The sequence below is a fragment of the Aeromonas cavernicola genome (genome assembly GCF_002795305.1).
Classification (GTDB): domain Bacteria; phylum Pseudomonadota; class Gammaproteobacteria; order Enterobacterales; family Aeromonadaceae; genus Aeromonas; species Aeromonas cavernicola.
On sequence record NZ_PGGC01000071.1, the window covers coordinates 1 to 19699 of the forward strand.

The 19699-nt window shown below is 47.8% G+C and carries 17 protein-coding genes; 6 read left to right on the top strand and 11 right to left on the bottom strand.

The features are described from left to right. The 6 genes from CUC53_RS07665 to CUC53_RS07690 all read left to right on the top strand — a co-directional run. The coding region (locus CUC53_RS07665) for an integrase core domain-containing protein (RefSeq protein WP_157798226.1) at positions 1 to 186 on the top strand (186 nt) is incomplete at its 5' end. Positions 187 to 676: 490 nt separating this feature from the next. Next, positions 677 to 2821, top strand: a complete 2145-nt coding sequence (locus tag CUC53_RS07670; protein ID WP_100293606.1) for a type I secretion system permease/ATPase — start codon at positions 677 to 679, stop codon at positions 2819 to 2821. Continuing rightward, positions 2814 to 4238 (top strand): HlyD family type I secretion periplasmic adaptor subunit, encoded by a 1425-nt coding sequence (locus tag CUC53_RS07675; protein ID WP_100293607.1) that lies wholly within the window; start codon positions 2814 to 2816, stop codon positions 4236 to 4238. Before CUC53_RS07670 ends, CUC53_RS07675 begins: the two co-directional genes overlap by 8 nt. 36 nt (positions 4239 to 4274) lie before the next feature. Further along, positions 4275 to 5597 carry a TolC family outer membrane protein gene (locus CUC53_RS07680; RefSeq protein ID WP_100293608.1) on the top strand — a complete coding sequence of 441 codons (1323 nt, stop codon included), beginning with the start codon at positions 4275 to 4277 and terminating at the stop codon, positions 5595 to 5597. 148 nt (positions 5598 to 5745) lie between these two features. Continuing rightward, a complete protein-coding gene (locus tag CUC53_RS07685; protein WP_420808049.1) occupies positions 5746 to 6459 on the top strand; it encodes a transglutaminase-like cysteine peptidase in 714 nt (237 codons plus the stop codon). A 3-nt stretch (positions 6460 to 6462) separates the two neighbouring features. Continuing rightward, positions 6463 to 8388, top strand: coding sequence for an EAL domain-containing protein (locus tag CUC53_RS07690; RefSeq protein ID WP_100293609.1), 1926 nt, complete (start codon positions 6463 to 6465; stop codon positions 8386 to 8388). A 212-nt stretch (positions 8389 to 8600) separates the two neighbouring features. Here CUC53_RS07690 and CUC53_RS07695 read toward each other — a convergent pair whose 3' ends face one another. From CUC53_RS07695 to mtnN, 11 genes are all read right to left on the bottom strand, one after another. Next, positions 8601 to 9293, bottom strand: coding sequence for a class I SAM-dependent methyltransferase (locus tag CUC53_RS07695; RefSeq protein ID WP_100293610.1), 693 nt, complete (start codon positions 9291 to 9293; stop codon positions 8601 to 8603). A 60-nt stretch (positions 9294 to 9353) separates the two neighbouring features. Beyond that, on the bottom strand, positions 9354 to 10400 hold the full coding sequence (gene pseI, locus CUC53_RS07700; RefSeq protein ID WP_100293611.1) for a pseudaminic acid synthase: 1047 nt from the start codon (positions 10398 to 10400) through the stop codon (positions 9354 to 9356). Beyond that, a complete protein-coding gene (gene pseG, locus CUC53_RS07705; RefSeq protein WP_100293612.1) occupies positions 10381 to 11877 on the bottom strand; it encodes a UDP-2,4-diacetamido-2,4,6-trideoxy-beta-L-altropyranose hydrolase in 1497 nt (498 codons plus the stop codon). The genes pseI and pseG overlap by 20 nt, the downstream gene beginning before the upstream one ends. Next, positions 11877 to 13166 (bottom strand): aminotransferase class III-fold pyridoxal phosphate-dependent enzyme, encoded by a 1290-nt coding sequence (locus CUC53_RS07710; protein WP_100293613.1) that lies wholly within the window; start codon positions 13164 to 13166, stop codon positions 11877 to 11879. The genes pseG and CUC53_RS07710 overlap by 1 nt, the downstream gene beginning before the upstream one ends. After that, positions 13163 to 13918, bottom strand: coding sequence for a cytidylyltransferase domain-containing protein (locus CUC53_RS07715; protein ID WP_100293614.1), 756 nt, complete (start codon positions 13916 to 13918; stop codon positions 13163 to 13165). Before CUC53_RS07715 ends, CUC53_RS07710 begins: the two co-directional genes overlap by 4 nt. Further along, entirely contained in the window at positions 13915 to 14760 is an 846-nt protein-coding gene (locus tag CUC53_RS07720; protein ID WP_100293615.1) for an aldo/keto reductase, read from the bottom strand. The genes CUC53_RS07715 and CUC53_RS07720 overlap by 4 nt, the downstream gene beginning before the upstream one ends. Then, a complete protein-coding gene (pseC, locus tag CUC53_RS07725) occupies positions 14751 to 15893 on the bottom strand; it encodes a UDP-4-amino-4,6-dideoxy-N-acetyl-beta-L-altrosamine transaminase (RefSeq protein WP_100293616.1) in 1143 nt (380 codons plus the stop codon). Before pseC ends, CUC53_RS07720 begins: the two co-directional genes overlap by 10 nt. Then, positions 15890 to 16894 (bottom strand): UDP-N-acetylglucosamine 4,6-dehydratase (inverting), encoded by a 1005-nt coding sequence (pseB, locus tag CUC53_RS07730; protein WP_100293617.1) that lies wholly within the window; start codon positions 16892 to 16894, stop codon positions 15890 to 15892. Before pseB ends, pseC begins: the two co-directional genes overlap by 4 nt. A 114-nt stretch (positions 16895 to 17008) precedes the next feature. Further along, entirely contained in the window at positions 17009 to 17848 is an 840-nt protein-coding gene (locus tag CUC53_RS07735) for a cobalamin-binding protein (protein WP_100293618.1), read from the bottom strand. Next, complete coding sequence (locus tag CUC53_RS07740) at positions 17841 to 18803, bottom strand: cobalamin biosynthesis protein CobD/CbiB (protein WP_100293619.1); 963 nt, start codon at positions 18801 to 18803, stop codon at positions 17841 to 17843. Before CUC53_RS07740 ends, CUC53_RS07735 begins: the two co-directional genes overlap by 8 nt. Beyond that, positions 18800 to 19492: a 5'-methylthioadenosine/S-adenosylhomocysteine nucleosidase gene (mtnN, locus tag CUC53_RS07745; RefSeq protein WP_100293620.1), complete on the bottom strand. Its 693-nt coding sequence runs from the start codon at positions 19490 to 19492 to the stop codon at positions 18800 to 18802. Before mtnN ends, CUC53_RS07740 begins: the two co-directional genes overlap by 4 nt. Between the last annotated feature and the right edge of the window lie 207 nt (positions 19493 to 19699).

Sequence of the window (19699 nt, forward strand, 5' to 3'; positions counted from 1 at the left end):
CAATACGGCATGATTGAGCGGGTGCTCAGAACACTGAAAGAGCAATGTGCACATAGGCAGAGGTTCGAGACGTTACAACATGCCAGTAGAGTGATTGGCGAGTGGCTTCAGTTTTCCAACCGGAAGCGCCCTCATCAGGCGCTAAAGATGAAAACCCCGGCGCAGGCCTATGCCCAAGCCGCTTAGTTGTGCAGGAATAGCTAGGTCATTAGAGGATGGTAGTAATCAGATCACAGCTTCCCCAGTTAGTTCCATTCACACAGGATTGATTTGGGAAACAATGCCCAATAAATAGATAGAACGGTTTATTTAATTGGACATTAAATGAGCACTTTGTTATTTGTATGAAAATAAATCATCCCATAAATAGTTTTTAATCGATGGACTATAGTGTCAATATGTTAATGTTGATATGATAGATTTTAATGTAAGTTATTTCTCATTTTGTGGTGAGACGTTTAGTCCTTACGTAAGTGGTTATGAGATGACCAATAGGTAAGTTTACTTTGTTAACATGACATAAATGAGTGATGACATTATTATTATGGCCGATATATCAGATGTGTTTATATCTGCATTTTAGTAAAAGTGGCGCGACTTATTGATGTCGAAGTAGTATACGCAAGGCAATTCGGATGGATGACAGAATTGGCCTAAAAAGCAGTGACAGGATGCTATGCAAGCAGAAACTGACCATATCGATGAATTGTTAGAATGCCTCGTTTTCTTGACCCGTTTCTATGGGGTTCCTAACAGTCAAGATGCCTTAACGACAGGACTGCCGTTAGTTGCCGGCCGCTTAACCCCAATGTTGTTTAGCCGCGCGGCTGAACGAGGGGGGCTTTCCGCGCGTGAGGTTATACAGCCTCTTCCCTCTATATCATCACTCTTATTGCCTTGTGTGCTACAACTGCAAAATGGTTGTGCTTGTATCTTACTTGAATGGAACGAAGATAGAACACAAGGTAAGGTGGTCTTCCCCCAAGCTGGTGATGCAGCACAATGGTTGAGTATTAACCAATTGGCGGATGAATATATTGGCAAGTTGTTCTTCGTAAAAAAACAATTCAGGTTTGATGAGCGTTCCCCCCAGGTACTAAAAACCCGTGATGGTCATTGGTTTTGGAGTACCTTATTTGAATCTAGAGGTATCTATCAGGATGTGCTGATTGCCTCTATTCTTATAAATATATTCGCGATTGCTAGCCCATTATTTACGATGAATGTCTATGACAAAATAGTGCCAAACTTAGCTTTTGACTCTTTATGGGTATTAGCTGTAGGCGCTATGGTTGTTTTTACATTTGATTTATTAATGCGTCAATTGCGCAGTTATTTTATCGATATAGCAGGAAAAAAATCTGACGTTATATTATCAGCAAAGATTTTTGCCAAAGTGATGGGCATGCGAATGGAGTCTCGTCCCGCGTCAACGGGTGCATTTGCTAAGCATTTACAAGAGTTTGAATCAGTACGGGAGTTCTTTACCTCTGCAACAGTATCGACACTGATCGACCTTCCATTTGCTATTTTTTTCCTATTTATAATTTGGATCTTCGCAGGTGTCATGGTTGTTATCCCTATTATTGCTATGCTTATTTTGATTGGCTATAGCCTGTATATTCAGGAGCCACTTAAAAAATCTATCGAAGAAGGTTCTCGCTTGGCCTCTCAGAAAAACGCTAATTTAATCGAGAGTATTGCGGGATTAGAAACAGTTAAGATATTTGGTGCTGAAGGTATGTTTCAGTCTCGGTGGGAACAAGCGGTATCTCATATATCTACTTGGGGTGTACAAACTCGTCGTATTACTAATTCAATGTCCTCACTTGCTAGTTATATACAGCAGGTGGTGACTGTTGGTCTGGTCATTGTCGGTGTTTATCAAATTTCGGAAGGTTTAGTTACCATGGGTGGCATGATTGCTGCTGTTATGCTATCGAGTCGAGCTATTGCTCCGATGGTTCAGCTATCAGTCCTCTCTACCCGTTATAATCAAGCACGGTCTGCGCTAGCCATCCTAGAAAAAATCATGTTGACACCGAGTGAACAAGAAGAGGGGAAGCAATATATTCATCATCCGGTTATTTCTGGCAAAATAGAATTTGATAAAGTGTCATTTAAATATCCAGGTAGTGAGATTAACACTCTTCGCAGTATTAATATTACGATCTTGCCGGGAGAGAAAGTTGCTATTATTGGACGAATTGGTGCTGGTAAAACAACGTTAGAAAAATTATTAATGGGATTGTATCGTCCTACCGATGGTTCGGTACGTTTAGATGGTTTTGAACTTGATCAATTACCTGCATCTGTCATTAGGAGAAATATTGGTTGTGTTCCTCAAGATGTGACACTTTTCTTTGGTTCTGTTCGTGACAATATTATGCTTGGGAATCCATTAGTGGATGATGAGCGAGTATTGCGTGCAGCCAAGCGAGCTGGAGTGACTAACTTTACGAATCGAGATGCCAATGGTTTAGATAGACAGATAGGAGAAGGGGGGCGCCAGTTATCTGGTGGTCAGCGTCAAGCTATCTTGCTTGCAAGAGCATTACTTAACGATCCCCCGATTCTAGTGATGGATGAACCAACCTCTAATATGGACAATCAATCTGAATTGCAGGTTAAGCATGAACTTGCCAAATTGGGGCCTGAGACGACGTTAATTCTGATTACTCACAAAACGTCAATGCTAGATGTTGCCTCAAGGGTGATAGTGGTTGAGCAAGGAATGGTTGTTGCTGATGGTCCAAGAGAAGTTGTATTGCAACAATTGAAAGAAGGTAAGGTCCGAGTGCAAGAGGTCTCACATGGTTAACGGGCTTTTTGGCAGGATGAAAACAAAGCCTTCGGATGAGGTTCTACCCAACCAAGAGCATTTGGCATTTATTGATGATGGTGCAGCTGCCGTATTGCTCAGTACACCCACTCATGCGCGTATTTTATTATGGTGCTGTTTTCTTTTTTTTATGAGTGCAATTACTTGGGCAGCCTGGGCAGAATTGGATGAGGTTACGATTGGTCAGGGTAAAGTTATTCCTTCTCGTCAGCTACAAGTTATTCAAAATCTTGAAGGTGGGATCGTCAAAGAGATTTTTGTTAAGGAAGGAGACATCGTTGAAAAAGGGCAGCCTTTGCTTCGTATAGATGACACTCGCTTTCGTTCAGATTTTCGAGAGCGTGAACAAGAGCTTGTAACACTAAAAGGTGGTATTGCCCGTTTACGTGCTGAAATGGCAAGCGTTGTAGTAAAAAATGATCCGACACTTGGCTGGCGTGAGCAGGTCGTGATTGAGGAGGCACCTATCCAGTTTCCTGATGGTTTTGAAGGATTATTTACTGAGTATGCTGCACGTGAACGTTCAGTCCAAAAAGATCGGATAACTAATTTGAAGAATCAGCTCTATATTCTTGGCCAGCAAATTGAGCAGAAAGAACAAGAAATGATAGAACTCAATGCCAAAATTAAGACAGTCAATCGTAGTGTTGAGTTAGCTAAGCAAGAACTTAATATAAGTAGACCATTGGCAAAAGAAGGAATTGTACCTCAAGTTGAACTGATTAAGCTTGAACGGCAAGTAAATGAGATGGAGGGAGAATTAGAGAGTAACCGATTGCTTATTCCTAAACTCAACTCAGTTTTACGAGAAACCATTTCTAAACGTAATGATATCGCTCTGACTTTCCGTGCTGATTCTCAAACCGAGCTTAATGAAAAACAAGGTCAGTTGGGCCAGCTTTCAGAAGGACAAGTTGGGTTAAGAGATCGAGTAGACCGCACCAGTGTTATTGCACCACTAAAGGGTACTATTAAGAAACTCAAAATTAACACTCTCGGTGGTGTCGTACAACCAGGTATGGATTTAATGGAGATAGTACCATTAGAAGATACTCTATTAGTCGAGTCTAAAATATCACCTAAAGATATTGCATTTTTACGCCCAGGATTGGATGCTGTCGTTAAAATCACGGCTTATGACTTCACTATTTATGGTGGATTACATGGCAAAGTTGAACAGATCAGTGCCGATTCGATTCAAGATGAAGACGGAAATGCTTTTTATCTCGTTCGTGTCCGCACAGAAAAAAGCTATCTAGGCGATGAACTTAATGTTCTTCCAATCATTCCTGGAATGTTAGCGAGTACGGATATTATTACAGGTAAAAAAAGCGTCTTAGACTATCTATTGAAGCCGATCTTAAGGGCTAAACAGTCTGCCTTGCGCGAACGATAAGCAAATAATCTAAAGATAATATGACTGGAGATAACAATGAAAAAAACGATTGTTGCCATGCTGGTGAGTGGCACAACCCTTTTGTCAGTGCCTAGTCAAGCACTGACGTTAGAAGAATCGGTTGCTCAGACATTAGCTACTCATCCCAAAATAAAAGAAGCATTTAGTCTCTATCTGGCTCGAGTTTATCAGCATGAAGGCGCTAAAGGTGGCTACTACCCAACGCTTGATTTGCGTGGAGGTGTTGGTTACGAAAAGACGGATAGTCCATCGATACGTAACAACAGGGTTAGTGTTGATGATTCGATGACTCGCAAAGAAGCCGGTCTAAGTTTACGGCAAATGCTCTTTGACGGTTTTGATGTCAGCAATAATGTGTCTCGCACCAAAGCAGAAGCGAATGCTCAACGATTAGCAATGCTCTCTGAAGCTGAAAATACAGCTCTTCGTGTAGCAGAAGTTTATTTAAATATGTTACGCCAACAAGAAATTTTGGAGCTGTCAAAGCAAAATCTAGAAACACATGAGCAGATACGCAGTGATATCAATAAACGCACGGATTCAGGACTCGGCTCCACCGCAGACCAGACCCAAATTGAAGGACGTGTTGCTCGTGCTTATGCGAATCAAGCCGCTGCTGAAAATAATTATCTTGATGCAGAAAGCGAATATATTCGGGTAATTAATGAAACACCAAAAGATTTAGTTCAGCCAACGCCTGTGAGTGACCTCGTGCCAGGTAACTTGGCGGATGCTTTGAAGAAAGCCACGGAAGTTCATCCTACTTTACTGTCATCGTTACAAGATATTGAAGCCGCTAAATATCAGTATGAAGGGGCTAAATCTGGTTTCTATCCAAACGTTACCTTTGAAGTCGATCAAAATTGGAATGAAGATATCGATGCTGTGGAAGGACGTAATGATGACCTTACTGCAATGATAAGAATGAGATATAACTTATTCCGTGGCGGCTCTGATGTAGCTGAAAGTAATACCACATCAGCACTTTATAATCAGTCTAAAGATGTTCATTTAAATGCATTTCGTCAGGTTGAGGAAGGGACCCGCTTAGCATGGAATGCTAAAGAGTCGCTCGCAAAACAGAAAGTCTTTCTAAAAGAACATGTAGATGCTAGCTATGATACCGTTCAAGCATATAAGAAACAGTTTGGTTTAGGTGAACGAACATTATTGGATGTATTAAACACTGAAAACGAACTTTTTGAAGCTCGTCGTAGCTACATTATTGCAGAATATGATTCATTGTTGGCGGATTACCGTATTTTAAATGCCACAGGTAATCTGCTTAATGCCTTCAGTGTCAAGCAACCTGAGGAGTGGCAAGCAAAGGTTCAATGAAATATATTATACCGATGAATAGGAAAAATTGATAAGGTGATGACACAGGTATCACCTTATCTTTACAAACTATATTTGGAATTAATCTCGAAGTGGTAATATTTAATTGCAATACATAATATGTGTATATCAAAAAGTATTGCTGTATATTTTAAACCGGTCTCGCTGGATTTTATTGGGAATTTTTTATTCCTTTATTTTTCTATTTATAGCTTCTATCTCCTTGGTATTATCTGCACAGCAACTATTGTTACAGAGTGATCTCAATCTGGTAAAGCGAGTGGAGCTGGTCTATGGCATACGTGCTGCGAAGCGAGTGAGAAGTTGGCGTACTATGGTCATGGAGCATCAAGATAACATATTAAAAGAAACTGAAAAACTTAAGTTGGTAAATAGTTTTTTTAATAGAATGTATTTTATTGATGATATTAAACTATGGCAAAGAAAAGATTATTGGTCTACCCCAACCGAATTCTTGGGAGCGGCAGGTGGTGACTGCGAGGATTTTAGCATCGCAAAGTATTACACGTTACTTGAACTAGGTATTCCTGATGAGAAAATCCGGCTAGTTTATGTCAAAGCGTTAAACTATAATATTTTTCATATGGTGGTTGCTTATTATGAAACACCTTCTGCTATACCAGTGATATTAGATAATTTAATGACTGATATACGTCTGGCGACCGCAAGAAAAGATTTGGTTCCTATATATAGTTTTAATGGTAGTCACTTGTGGTTGATGAAAGCGCGTGCTCAAGGTGAAATGGTAGGAGAAGCAACTCGCTTAGGGTTGTGGAACGATGTACGTAATCGAATAACATCTGAACGACTGGCTCAGCCGATAATCAAATTGGATGATTAACCTATGACGCTTTATCGACAGTTATTAATAACAATGTTGCTGCTATTCGGCTTGTTATTCTTGATAACATATTGGGTACAGTTTAGCTCTACCCGTAGTTATCTACAGCAGCAGCAAGAAACCAACTTGAATAATACCGCTACTTCACTGGGCTTAGCGCTTACCCCCTATCTGGATGATGGTGATAAGTTAGGTGCTGAATCTGTAATTCAAGCTGTTTTCGATGGCGGTTATTACAGAACTATTCGATTGGAGTTACTCACTTCTCAAGAGGTGGTTGAGCAGATAAACGCTAGCACCATTCAAGGAGTACCTGATTGGTTTGTTAAATTAGGATTATTCCCAGAGATAATAAACGAATCCATTTTAACATCGGGTTGGTTACAACTAGGGAAGTTAAAGATCATTGGTCATTCTGGCCAAGCTTATCATGAACTATGGGCTGGCATGAGTCGGTTAGCTAGCTGGTTTATTGTCGGCTTTTTAGTAATGACAATTTTACTGATGCGTGCACTTCATTTTTTGCTTAGACCACTTAAGCAAATTTGTGATCAAGCTGTAGAAATAGAACAACATCACTTTAGTCATGTTATTCCAGAGCCAAAAACTCATGAATTAAAGCAGGTAGTACAAGCGATCAATACGCTCACAAATAAATTGGAAGTGCAGTTCCAAGAGCAGGCAGATGAGGCTGAATTATTACGTGAACATGTGTATGTCGATGCGGTATCTGGTCTAGGTAACCGAGCTTATTTCATCGGTCAAGTGAATGCTTGGATTGCAGATTCGGGAAGAGGTGGGGTGATGTTGGTTGCTGTCGATATGCTGGAGGATATCTATCGTGATGAGGGATATGCTGCACGTGACAGTATGGTTAAATCAATAGCTAGTGCTTTACGTGAGTTGTTGCAAGGATGGAGTGGCTCTGCTGTCGCAAGGATCTCTGCTGTTGAGTACGCGGTGCTTTGCCCGACAAATGGTTCACAACAGCTACTTGAGTTAGCAGAACAGATTAATAGCCGTATCGCTGCGCTTGTGGTTAATCCGATGACGTCTGGTCAGGCGCTTTCAGTGATCGGAATTGCAGAGCAAGATGGTGATGATGATCTCTCTATATTATTAACAAAGGCAGACAATGCGTTGGCTAAAGCCCGGAATGAACGCCGTGGTGCAGTAGTAATGGCAGCGGGCTATCGTCCTGGAATGATGGGAAAGCTTGCTTGGCGAGAGCTTGTGGAGGATGCCATTTTATGTCAGCGCTGGAGTTTTAAAGCACAGCCAGCATGTCGTTTTGTCGATGGCAGTCAGTTGCATGCTGAGTTATTCGCATCGATCTCTCGTGATGGTATAGACTATCTAGCCAGTCAGTTTTTACCTGTTATTGAGCAATTTGATATGGGGAGGCAATTTGACCGAGCAATTTTGACAGCAACGGTTGGATTACTTAAACAGCAGTTAGAATTAACGTTGGCTGTTAATATTACGATAGGTACATTTTGCTCGGGTGAAGTATTAAATTGGTTGCCAAAATTCTTATCAGAGAATGAAAATTTAAAAAGTAGGTTGTTATTTGAAGTGCCTGAAACTGCAATTGTTAAATATAGAGAACATGTGTCAAAATTTATTAATTTACTGCGCGAGCATGGCTTTAAATGGGGTGTAGATCACTATGGCAGGCATTTTCAGTCGTTGGATTACCTTAAAATGCTCTCACCTAGCTATGTAAAAGTTGATCATGGCTATACCAGTCAGATTTTAAATCCTAGTACAGACACCTCATTTTTGTCTGCTGTATGTCGTGCTGCACATAATGCGGGTGCGCTAACGATCGCTACGCGTGTAGAAAATGAAGTTGAAGTGGCAGTATTAGCTAAATTGCATATTGATGGATATCAAGGATTTGTTCATTCAACGTTTAAGTTGTCTTGATATATCGCGATTAGTTATTTTAATACTATTTTTTAGCTTTTAATTAATAATTACCCATGACTAAATTATAATTTAGTCATGGGTAATTATATTCTGATTTGAGGTTTGAGTGGTTGTGATAGATATTTTATATCAACCGCTCAATATATATAAAAATAAATATGTAGTCTACATCGAATTTTTACATTCGATTCATTTTAGTTACTAGCACATTATGTGTTAGGAATATTATTGTATCCTTTTAAGTAAGGGTTTTTTGCTGTGAGCAATTGGCAATCTTTTTTGAATATTTGAACTGACACTAACGAGTCCGGTTCCAGTTCTAATTCGTTGCTACCATTATGATGCCGGCTATGCTCGAATATCCTATGATAACTTGGATGCCAGCAAAACATATCGCCATAGTTCATTTTATAGCTAAAAATATGATTGTGATGCTGATACTCATTACGGTAGTGGCCAGCAGGTGGATTGAAATCTAAGATGGTCATAAGGCCTTTATCACTTAATAAATGGTCACTATTTGCGGCAATCTTAAATAAGTCTTGTGGATCGCATAAGTAGAGACAAAATCCGAAAATGATGAGGTCTACACTTTCTATATTAGGAAGGGTATCTGCAGTACCGACAAAAAGGTTTAAGTCTGGATAGCATGTTTGGCCATTTTGAATTGCCAGTATTGAGGGATCAATGCCATAACATTCTGCGCTATAAATTTTTTTCAGTTGAGCTAATCGCCAACCATTGGCACAGCCAATCTCTAGGATCCGTGTTGGTTTGCATTTAATAGTATTTAAAGCAGCTAAAATAGGATCATTATTTACTGAGTTGTCATTGGTGTGTTGTTTATTTCTTTCATACCAAGCATCACCTTCCCCCGCTATAAATATATTTTTCTGGCTCATATTATCTCCTAGGGATCATGAATATTAATTTAATAGGTGAAATAGGGGGTGGCTAGTGTACTACATTAGGTCATCAAAACTGACCGCTTTACCACGATGAATATCATATCGGGCTTGTTTACCGATGATCAGAGGCAATGAATCAGCAGGGAGACCATAACCTGGTCTGATCCGTCTGATGTGTTCTGGTTTAATGAGAGTGCCAGCTGGAATATCGGTGACAAAATAAAGTGAACGACGAAACTTTAGATTCGCCTGTTCAGCTTGATTATTGCCACTCTTACCGGTTCCCAGTGCTTGCCAACAGAGCTTAGTTTGCGCGCACAATGTTTTTAGTTCGTTAGGTTCCAACGAAAATTCCGCATCAGGTCCACCATCGCTGCGGGCAAGTGTGAGGTGCTTCTCAATAGCTACAGCCCCCAGAGCGATAGCCAGCTGGGCTGCTGTATTGCCAAGGGTATGATCCGAAAGACCTACGGGTACTGCAAACCTGTCGGCTAAACGTGTAATGCGTTTGAGATTAATATCGGCGAGTGGGGTGGGGTAGCCGCTCACACAATGCAGCAGCAAAATCTGGGAGCAACCATTTTCACGCAGTACCTGCAGAGCGTGTGTGATTTCCTCTTCGGTAGACATGCCTGATGAGATAATCACAGGCTTTCTTTGCTGCGCAATATATCGGAGTAATGGGATATCGGTGATTTCAAATGAAGCTATTTTGTAGGCTGGAGTTCCCAAGCGTTCGAGAAAATCGACGGCACTTTCGTCAAATGGACTAGAGAAAATAGTTAATCCGCGAGCAGCAGCCCGTTCAAACAGTGGTTGATGCCATTCCCAAGGGGTGTGAGCTTGCTGATAGAGGTGGTAAAGGGTGTAGCCATCCCACAAGCCGCCTTGAATATGAAAATCTGGCAGATCACAATCGAGGGTCATGGTGTCGGCGGTATAGGTTTGTAGCTTGATGGCATCTGCGCCAGCATCGGCGGCTGCATCCACCAGAGCCAGGGCACGTTCCAATTGGCCATTATGGTTGCCGGACAACTCAGCGATGATATAAGGCGGGTTATTTGGGCCTATCGCACGGCCATTAATAGTAAACTGAGGCATGAAAAGGCTCCCTAGGCGTAAAGTAAAACCAATGTTGCTGATGACTGGGCTGGTATCCAACCGATTGGAAGAGTGCAAGCGAACCCTGATTTTCGGGGTGGATGTAGGCGTGAAACGTTAGCCATGGAAACAGTTTATGGAGTAGAGCCAGTGCACGTTTGCCGTGGCCTTGCTGGTGTTGCTGTGGGTCTACATAGAGCGAGACCTCGTTATTTCCAGGCGCCTCATGGGATTCGTCTAGTCTCACCACTGCACAGGGGCCATTCACAGACATCAATTTAAATAACCAGCGATGGGTGTGTTGTAGTGTGCTATCTAACCAAACTTGGTGTTCATTAAGAGAGGGGGGGGCGGGATTGCGGCTGTGCTGCCGGGTCACTGTGTGCTGCTGCCAGAGGCACATCCACTCCGCATCCTCTGTTGTAACGGGCTGTAGCCAGTATCCGTGCTGCAATGGCGTCAGGGTTTCAAGCAGGCGCTGCGTCCCCGCACCATCGCATAGGGTGGCCGCATGTTGGCTAAGCTGCTGCAGCTTAGCCGGCGTTGGCCAATGAGTGAACAGTTGGTGCAACAGCTGTTGCTCATTTAATGTTCTCAGGTCACCAAGCCAGATTACCGCATTGGCCTTGGCTAGCTGCTCGGCATTCTCTTGTTGATTATCAGCCAAAGTGAATAGCAAGGTTGGCAGTGCCAGCGCTGCACGCTCCCAGCTACTGGTACCGCCAGCACCAATAGCTAGATCTGCTTGCAGCATTAACTCGGCCATATTATGTGCGTCAAGATGGAGTGTGACACGATGGCGACTTGCAGCTATGAGTGTGCTGAGTGCGTCAATATGGGGGGCATGGCTTGCCAGTACTAGATCAATCTCCAGCTGAGGGACAGAGAGCTTATCAATCAGAGGCAGTATCCGAGAGAGGTGATTATCGCTGTCCATGGCACCGAGGGAGAGCAGTAATCGTTTGATCGGAGCGCAGAGACGACGTTTAGCCAAAGCAGCCGATCTGAGTGCTGCGAACTCTGGCCGCAAGGGCGCATAGCTGGGGCCTAGTAGCGGGCGACGTTCAAAATCGCTGTGTTGGTAGTCCGCGAGTTGACGGCTGGGGGTCACATCTAGCAACTGGGTTGCCCGATGTGCTCTGTTAGCCAAATCATCAACCACTAGCTGTTGGGGAAACAAGGCGGCAAGCGGTATTTCCCATCGGCGATCTAGCTGATAGTGGTCCACGATCAGCCAGTCGCTGCCTGCCCACGGCATGATGGCGCGATAGAGTGACCGCCAGTCCGGTTGAGAGGGAAGTCGTGTCAAACCGTGTTGGCGGGCGATCACTTGAGTTGCATCGAAGCCGGGCTGCTCAGCACATACAAAATGGCACTCATGGCCACGACTCGCCGCAAGGTCGGCAATGCTGAGACAACGCATGAGATGGCCGGCGCCGAGGGTGATACTCGCATCACATCGAAATAGCAGCTTCATTAACGCACCCGAAATACGGGCTGGATAGGCTCTCCATCAAGCGCGTGGCTCAGAGTGTTAGCACTATCGTGATGAATGAGGGCTGGCAAAATGTCACGATAAGCGTCCAGTAAGGTGAGGACGTCTTGTTCGCTGTGGGCAAGGTTTAGATTGTGGCTACCTAGGGTCAGTATTCCCCGTTTGCACAATTCCTGGATAAGATAGCTCTTGAGCAGCCAGCTGGAGTGGTGGGCAGAATCGGCAACCAGCAAGAAGCTCCAGCTTGGATGCCCAGCAGTCTGCAACCATGCAGGGGCATTGAGCGTTTTTAGCAACGCATCAAGTTTGTCCAGTATCTGTTGCCCACGCTCTGCCAGCCTAGTTGGCACATCCCATTGCCGCATTTTTTTAATGACAGCATTGGCGGCCGCTAAGGCGATCACATCGCCGCCGAAAGTACCGGAGAAAAAGATATCCTCCATCCGTTTCATATATTGACGGCGACCGACCACCGCAGAAATAGGAAAACCGTTGGCCATGCCTTTGCCAAAAGCGGCCAGATCCGGTGTCACGCCAAAGAGGCTCTGGGCTCCTCCCAAGTGGAAGCGAAAGCCGGTAATGGTCTCATCAAAGATAAGTAGAGTGCCGTGAGCATCACAAAGCTGGCGTATACCGGGCAGGAAATCAGGGTTGGGCCAGCTAACATTCATTGGCTCCAAAATAACCGCAGCAAACTCCCCCGGGTGGGTTTCCAGTAGCTGGTGCAGCGAAGCAAGATCGTTGTATTCAAATCGATGGGTCAGCTCTCTTACCGCTTCCGGTACCCCCAGATGACGGGTAGTAGAGCCAATGTACCAATCTTGCCAGCCATGATAGCCGCAGACTGCTACCCGCTCGCGGCCAGTGACTGCACGGGATAGCCGGATACAGGCCGAGGTAGCATCCGTGCCATTTTTGCCAAAACGAACCATTTCGGCGCACGGAATAAGCTCGATGAGCTGTTCGGCAACCTCGGTTTCCAAGCGGTGAGGAAGGGAGAAAATCGAGCCAAGATTGAGCTGTTCTATGACCGCCTCGTTCACCTCTGCATCGCAATAGCCAAGGCTAATAGCCAGCAAGCCACTGGCGAAGTCGAGATACTCGTTGTTATCAACATCCCACACCTTGGCGCCATTCCCTCGTTCGATAAAGAGAGGTGCTGCTCCATAAGGGAAGCAGAGACGACTTTTAGAAAAAGTTTGAGATCCAAGAGGAATACTCTGTTCTGCCCGAGTAGAGAGAGCCAGTGAATGTTGATAACGCGCGGTCATATGTGATGCTCCTTGGCTAGCGAATCAGCCAATCCTTCGTTGCGCTGGTGCTGGGTATTAAGGGTTGCCAGCTCCGGCTGCTGTGCCAGTAAGGCGAGGATATCATCGGTCGTAAAGGCTGGATTGGTTGGATAGAGCGCCTGATAAATGCGGGCTACCAACTCAAAGTCAGCAGGCTCATCGACGGTCCAGCGTAGGTGGGCTAGCGAAGGCGTGCGCTGCAGTTCACCCATGGAAAATTGCTCGGGATGGCGACGAACATAGTAAGTGACATGTTCTCGATCGGCCTGCGTGGTGGCTTTTTCCTGCAGGGTTGCCAATGTCTTTCCACTCATGATCTCGGCATCCAGCCCATCTGGATAACTGGGGTTACTGCAGTTGCTGCTGTAGTCGAACTTACCCGTGAGATGCAGGGTTATCAGCTCATCTATTACCATGGGGTCAGCCAGCGGGCAGTCACCCGTGAGACGTACAATATGGGTCGGGTTATAGGGGCGAGCAGCCAAATAGAAGCGCAGCAGAACATCATCAAGCGGACCGCAGAAACAGGGGACTCCCAGCTTTTCACACAAGGTGGCGATGGCGCGATCTGCTGGTTGATCGCTGGTCGCGACCAAGAGCTTATCAAGGCGCTGACTCCGTTGAAGTCGCTCAATCTGCCTTGCTAGCATGGGTTCGCCGCACAGCTCTTTTAACACCTTGTTGGGTAGACGGGAGGAGCTGGTTCTGGCCTGCAAAATACCTAGGATCATTGGGTTCTCCAGAGTCCGGGGTTGATAAGGCCTTGCTCCATAGAGGCCAATGGGGCAATTTCCGCCTCCGTGCATTCATGCAGCGCTTGAGTGGCGTTAATAATGGCGGCTAGCTCTTGGGCATGGCATACACCGACCACAAAGCGACTTACTTGCGGCAGGGCTGCCATGATAGACAGTGCTCTGCCAAGGGGGGAAAGTGAGGGGCGCCAGCTGTCAAATCGCGCCAACTCGGCCGCAAAGCATTGCAAATACGCCGGTCGCTGGGGCGGTTGCATCAACAACAGCCCCTGTAAAAAGAGCGACCGTACGTGGATTTCACATCCCATCTCGAGCAGTTTGTCGAGCCAGCCAGTGCGCAAAAAGCGTTGATCGAGCAGATTGGCAGGTAATTGCACCAGTTCTAAGGGATAACCCGCGACTAGCCACGCATCGAGCTCTTCTGGGGAGTAAACAGAGACGCCTAGCTTGCCGATCACCCCCAGCTGCTGCAGTGCAACAAGCTGGTGGAACAGCGCTGGCGATGCATCTTGGCTGCGATGGAGCAGCAAGCCATCTAGTCGTGTACGCCCCAGCTGCCGCATGCTGTTGTTGATTGCATTATGTACATCAGATAGCGGGAGGTGTGGTGCGAGTTTATCGATCAAGGTGAAATGACGGGTATCCCGTTGTCCGAGTCGCAGCTCGGCATTGCCATAAGCTTGCGCTGTATCGAGCGTATCGATCCCTGCTTGGTGAGCCAGCGTGAGGATGGCATCGAGCGCCTCATCACTAACTTGCCCGTCTTGGTTACTGACCCCGTAATCAAGGCCGAATTGCACGGTACCGAGCGCTAACCGCATATTGCCTGATCCAGCGCGTGGACAACCTGTTGCTGTTCCGTGTGTGAAAGTGTGGGGAACAGGGGGAGGGAGATGGCGCCTTGATAATAAGAGTGCGCCCCCGGATAGGCTGCGAGATCATGTCCCAGCTCGCGATAATAGGGCTGAGCCGGAATGGGAATATAGTGAACGTTGACGCCGATACCAGCCGCGCGTAGTCGAGCAAATACTTGGTCGCGTTCAGCGACTTCGATGACATAGAGGTGGTAGCCGCTCTGACGGTCACTGTGTTGTTGCAGTGGTTGAACGGGCAGGGCAGTCAGCAGTTCGTCATAGCGACGAGCCAGTTCACGTCGCTGGGTGATGAACTGGTCAAGGCGACTCAGCTGACTGAGCCCCAGTGCTGCCTGCAGGTCGGTTAGACGGTAGTTGAAACCCAGAAGTTGCTGCTCATAGTACCACTCGCCAGGGGAAGGCATCAGCAGCGCTTGCGGATCACGGGTGATGCCATGACTACGATAGAGCCGCAATTTGGCAGCCAGCGCCTGATTCCGGGTGGTGATGGCCCCCCCCTCTGCGGTCGTGATCGGTTTGACCGGATGAAAACTGAAGACCGTCATATCACTGTGCAGGCAACTGCCGATGGGGGTTCCCTGATAATGGGCTCCCAGGGCATGGCAGGCATCTTCTATCAGCGCGATGCCGTACTGACGACAGAGTGTACCAATCTCTTTGAGGTCGCAGGGCTGTCCTGCCAGATGCACGGCGATCAGTGCTTTGGGTAGTGCATGAACGAGTGCGGCCTGTTGTAGTTTATTGTTGAGTGCCACGACATCGAGATTGCCGGTAGCGGGATCCACATCGACAAAATCCACTTCGGCATTGCAGTAGCGGGCGCAGTTAGCCGACGCAACAAAACTTACCGCAGAGACCCAAACCCTATCCGCAGCGCTCAGATCCAGTACGGCGCAGGCCAGATGCAGTGCGGTAGTGCCGTTACTGCATGCCACCACATAGGGTACTTGGCAGTAATCGGCTAGCCCCTGCTCGAAGGCGGGAACCGCTTGACCTTGAGTCAGATAGTCAGATTTCAATACGGCGACGACAGCTTCAATATCGGCATCACTGATTGATTGGCGGCCATAGGGAATCATTCGGATAACACCTGCTGGTTCATGCTCTGTAATTCAGCTATCGACAAAAAATGCCGGTTATTGAGTGAATTATATTCAAAGCCAGGGGCGACCAGTTGGGCTTTCTCACCCAAGGCATTCACACTGAAATCATTGTTGCGGCTGGTAAAACTGATGCTGGGAGCAATCACGTAATAGTCGTTGAACTCATAGGTATGGAAAGAGTCATCAGCCGGGCACATCACTTCGTGGAGTTTTTCCCCAGGGCGGATACCGATGATCTCCTGTTTCAAGGTCGGTGCCATTGCCGCAGCGAGATCGGTGATCCGCACCGATGGAATTTTCGGCACAAACAGTTCGCCCCCGCGCATCCGCTGGAAGTTGCTAAGCACAAAATCGACACCTTGCTGCAAGGTAAGCCAAAAGCGGGTCATTTCGGGATGAGTGATAGGTAGGGTATCTGCTCCGCTGTTGATCAAATTATCGAAGAAGGGCACCACCGACCCCCGTGAACCCACCACATTACCGTACCGGACTACCGAAAAAATGGTTGGGTTTTTCCCTGCCATATTGTTGGCGGCCACAAATAATTTATCGGAGCAAAGTTTGGTCGCACCGTACAAATTCACTGGGTTTGCGGCTTTATCGGTGGAGAGGGCAATCACTTTTTGCACGCCATGATTGAGCGCGGCCTTGATGACGTTTTCAGCCCCCCCGACATTGGTCTTGATGCACTCCATGGGATTGTATTCCGCGGCGGGTACTTGCTTGAGAGCCGCGGCGTGAACCACTAGATCCACATCGCGCATAGCCATCTCGAGCCGCTCAGCATCACGTACATCACCAATGAAATAACGCATACAGGGATGGTTGAAGTGCTGCTGCATCTCAAATTGCTTTAACTCATCACGGGAGTAGACGATCAGGCGGGCGGGTTGGTAGCGGGCGAGCAGAGTTGCAATAAATTTCTTGCCAAATGAACCGGTGCCGCCAGTGATCAGCACTGTTTTTCCGTTGAACATGACGAGTTCCCATGTTGAAGTTGGTCATGAGCAACATCACAAGCAGTTTTTATGCCATGTATAGGAGGTATAGGCAGACGGTCACGTCACGAGACGTGACAGGGGTAACGGTTATCAGGGCGTCTGTTGCTCGGCCTGCCTGATCATCTGGCATAACTGAGCCACAGCGTTGAGCGCTCGTGGGGTAAAGCGGTGTAGCTCATCTGCATTGATGAGTCTGAGTTGCTGTCGTTTGATGGCATCAAGCCCCTGCCACTGTTGCCAGTGACTGAGGGCGTCAGGATCTTGACTCCCCGCCAAGATAAGCCCAGGGTTGGTTCTGATCACTTGCTCGATATCCACTTGTGGGTAGGGGAGTTGGGCATTTGCCATGACGTTGATCCCCCCGCACAGCGTAATAGCCTGAGCCGGCCAAGCGTGACCACTGACGCTGGTGAGCGGTGGGTACCAGAGCTGGTAAAACACCTTGACGCCAGTTGGCTGGCCATATCGCTGCTGCAGCGCATGTAAGCGTGCCAGATAGCGATCGGCGGCGGCGTTGGCACTCTTTTCCACCCCCAGTAGGCTGCCCAGTGCCCGCATCTCGGTGGCCAATGAGGCAAAATCGCTGGGCTCTGAGTAGAAAACGGGGATGCCAAGCCGCTCCAGCGGCGCTAGCATCCTTGATTGGGCTGAGCGCCAGCCTAGGATCAGGTCCGGTTTCTGCGCTAGCACGGCCTCAAGATTAATACTGCGATAATTGGCCACCTTGGGCTTGGTTTTCACCTCGGGGGGATAGTCGGAGGCCTCGTCGATGGCGACCAGTTTGTCACCTGCGCCGATCTCATAAAGCAGCTCGGTAAGGTGGGGGACCACGCTCACTACCCGACTCGGGGTTGCAGCCAGTAGTGCACTGGGCAACCAAACCAGCAGCAGGCAGGGGAGCCAATTTAGTAACAACCACCATTTAGCCACGAAGCAACACCCCCACCGTAACAAGCAGTGCCAGCATTAACCAACCCCAACCTATTGCTTGCAAAATATTGAGTACTTTGCGCGGTGACTCGCCACTGGGGTCATCACCCTGGCCGAGCACCGGCCAGCGTTGCAGCGTTGCCTGATAGTAGCGGGGACCGCCAAGGCGAAGCCGGCATTTATCCACTAATAGTGTGAGCAGGACTCCCATGATGGGATTAGGCCAGAGCGTGCCAGTTCGCCACAGCAGCGCAGCGCGTTTGAGGCGGCTGACCAGCAGTGGCAACCCGAGCAGCAAAATGACGGGGGTATTGAGCCCCTGATAGAGAGTACTGGCGGCACGGCCAAAGTGATCGAAAGTGGGATCTTTGCGATTCCAGCTTTGGTTCATCAGCGGTACCAGCCGCCAGAGCATAGCCCCTTGTACCCCCGCGAGGGCGAACCCCAGCAGCGGCCCCGCCCATTGGCTGACCAGTCGCAGGGCGCAGCTTTCGGTGACCGCTTTAGCCATCCCCATGGCCGAGAGTTTACCTGTCTCCCGCTTGAGCCAAGGGATGGCCTGTAATCTGGCCAGTGGCAGGGTCTCTTGTGTGGCGAGTGAACTCGTAGCATGGGCGAGTTCGCGCAGCGGACGAGATTCGATCATCAACAGCAAGAACAACAGGTCAAACAGTGGCTCGCTCAGGGCCAAATTGCGCAACGACCAGAGTCCGGCGGCGCAGGGCACCCAGACCACCAGTATCGCTATCATGCCTGCTTGCAGCTGCTGGCGTGGCGTGCCATCGGCTCTGTGCACCTTGTGACCCAGCCGAGTCAGCAGGGGCGTGACAGCCGAAAGACGCAGATGGGATGGCCACGGGATCACCGCTTCCAGTAGGGCTGCCCCGATCAAAATGGCCGCCGTCGTTGAGACCAGGGCATCGGCCATCAGTTCGAACGAGCCAATGTCGATCACAGCTTGCCGAGCATCTTGATGATCACTTCAGCGGAGTGCTTGCCCGCGACATCGATAAAGGCATCGAAGGATGCAACTTGTTCCTTACCCGCGATATCGGACATGGCGCGTACCACCAGATAGGGCACCTTGAACATGTGGCAGACCTGACCGATGGCTGCCCCTTCCATCTCGACCGCTAGCATCTGCGGGAAGTCGGCACGGGCCTTGGCGATGGCGTCCGGTTTGCACATGAACTGATCGCCGGTGCAGATAAGGCCAACCTTGGTCTGATGCTTGCCCTGCTCGGCGATGCAAGCCTCGGCGACCGCGATGAGCTTCTCATCACAGGGGAAGGCGGCGGGTTGTTGTGCCATCTGGCCTAGCTCGTAACCAAAGGCGGTCACATCGACATCGTGGAAGCGCATCTCGCTGGCAATCACCACATCACCGATGTGCAGGTCCTGGGCAAAGCCGCCTGCAGATCCCGTATTGATGACGCAGTCGGGGGCGAATTTCTCCAGCAGTAGGCTGGTGGCCACGCTGGCGGCGACTTTACCGATGCCGGAGCGGGTGAGGACCACGGCTTTTCCTGCCAGTTCCCCTTGATAGAACTCGCAGCCGCCTAGTTGCAGGGTGGTGGGGTTGTTCATCTGGCTGCGCAGCAGGGCGACTTCTTGCTCCATGGCGCCGATAATACCTACTTTCATTGCTGACCTCGTCTTGCTAGCCGTGTGGCTGAATTTAAGTTGCGGTCGATCATAACAAAAGATAGCGGTACATCCGAGCGCTCGAACAAGGCCCATAAGACGGACAGAAACAGGGGGCTGAATTGGTGAAAAGTGAGGCATTAAGGTGCTGACACGCTCCCAATAGCAACAAACCGGCGCGGGGCCGGTTTGTTGCTATTGGTAACG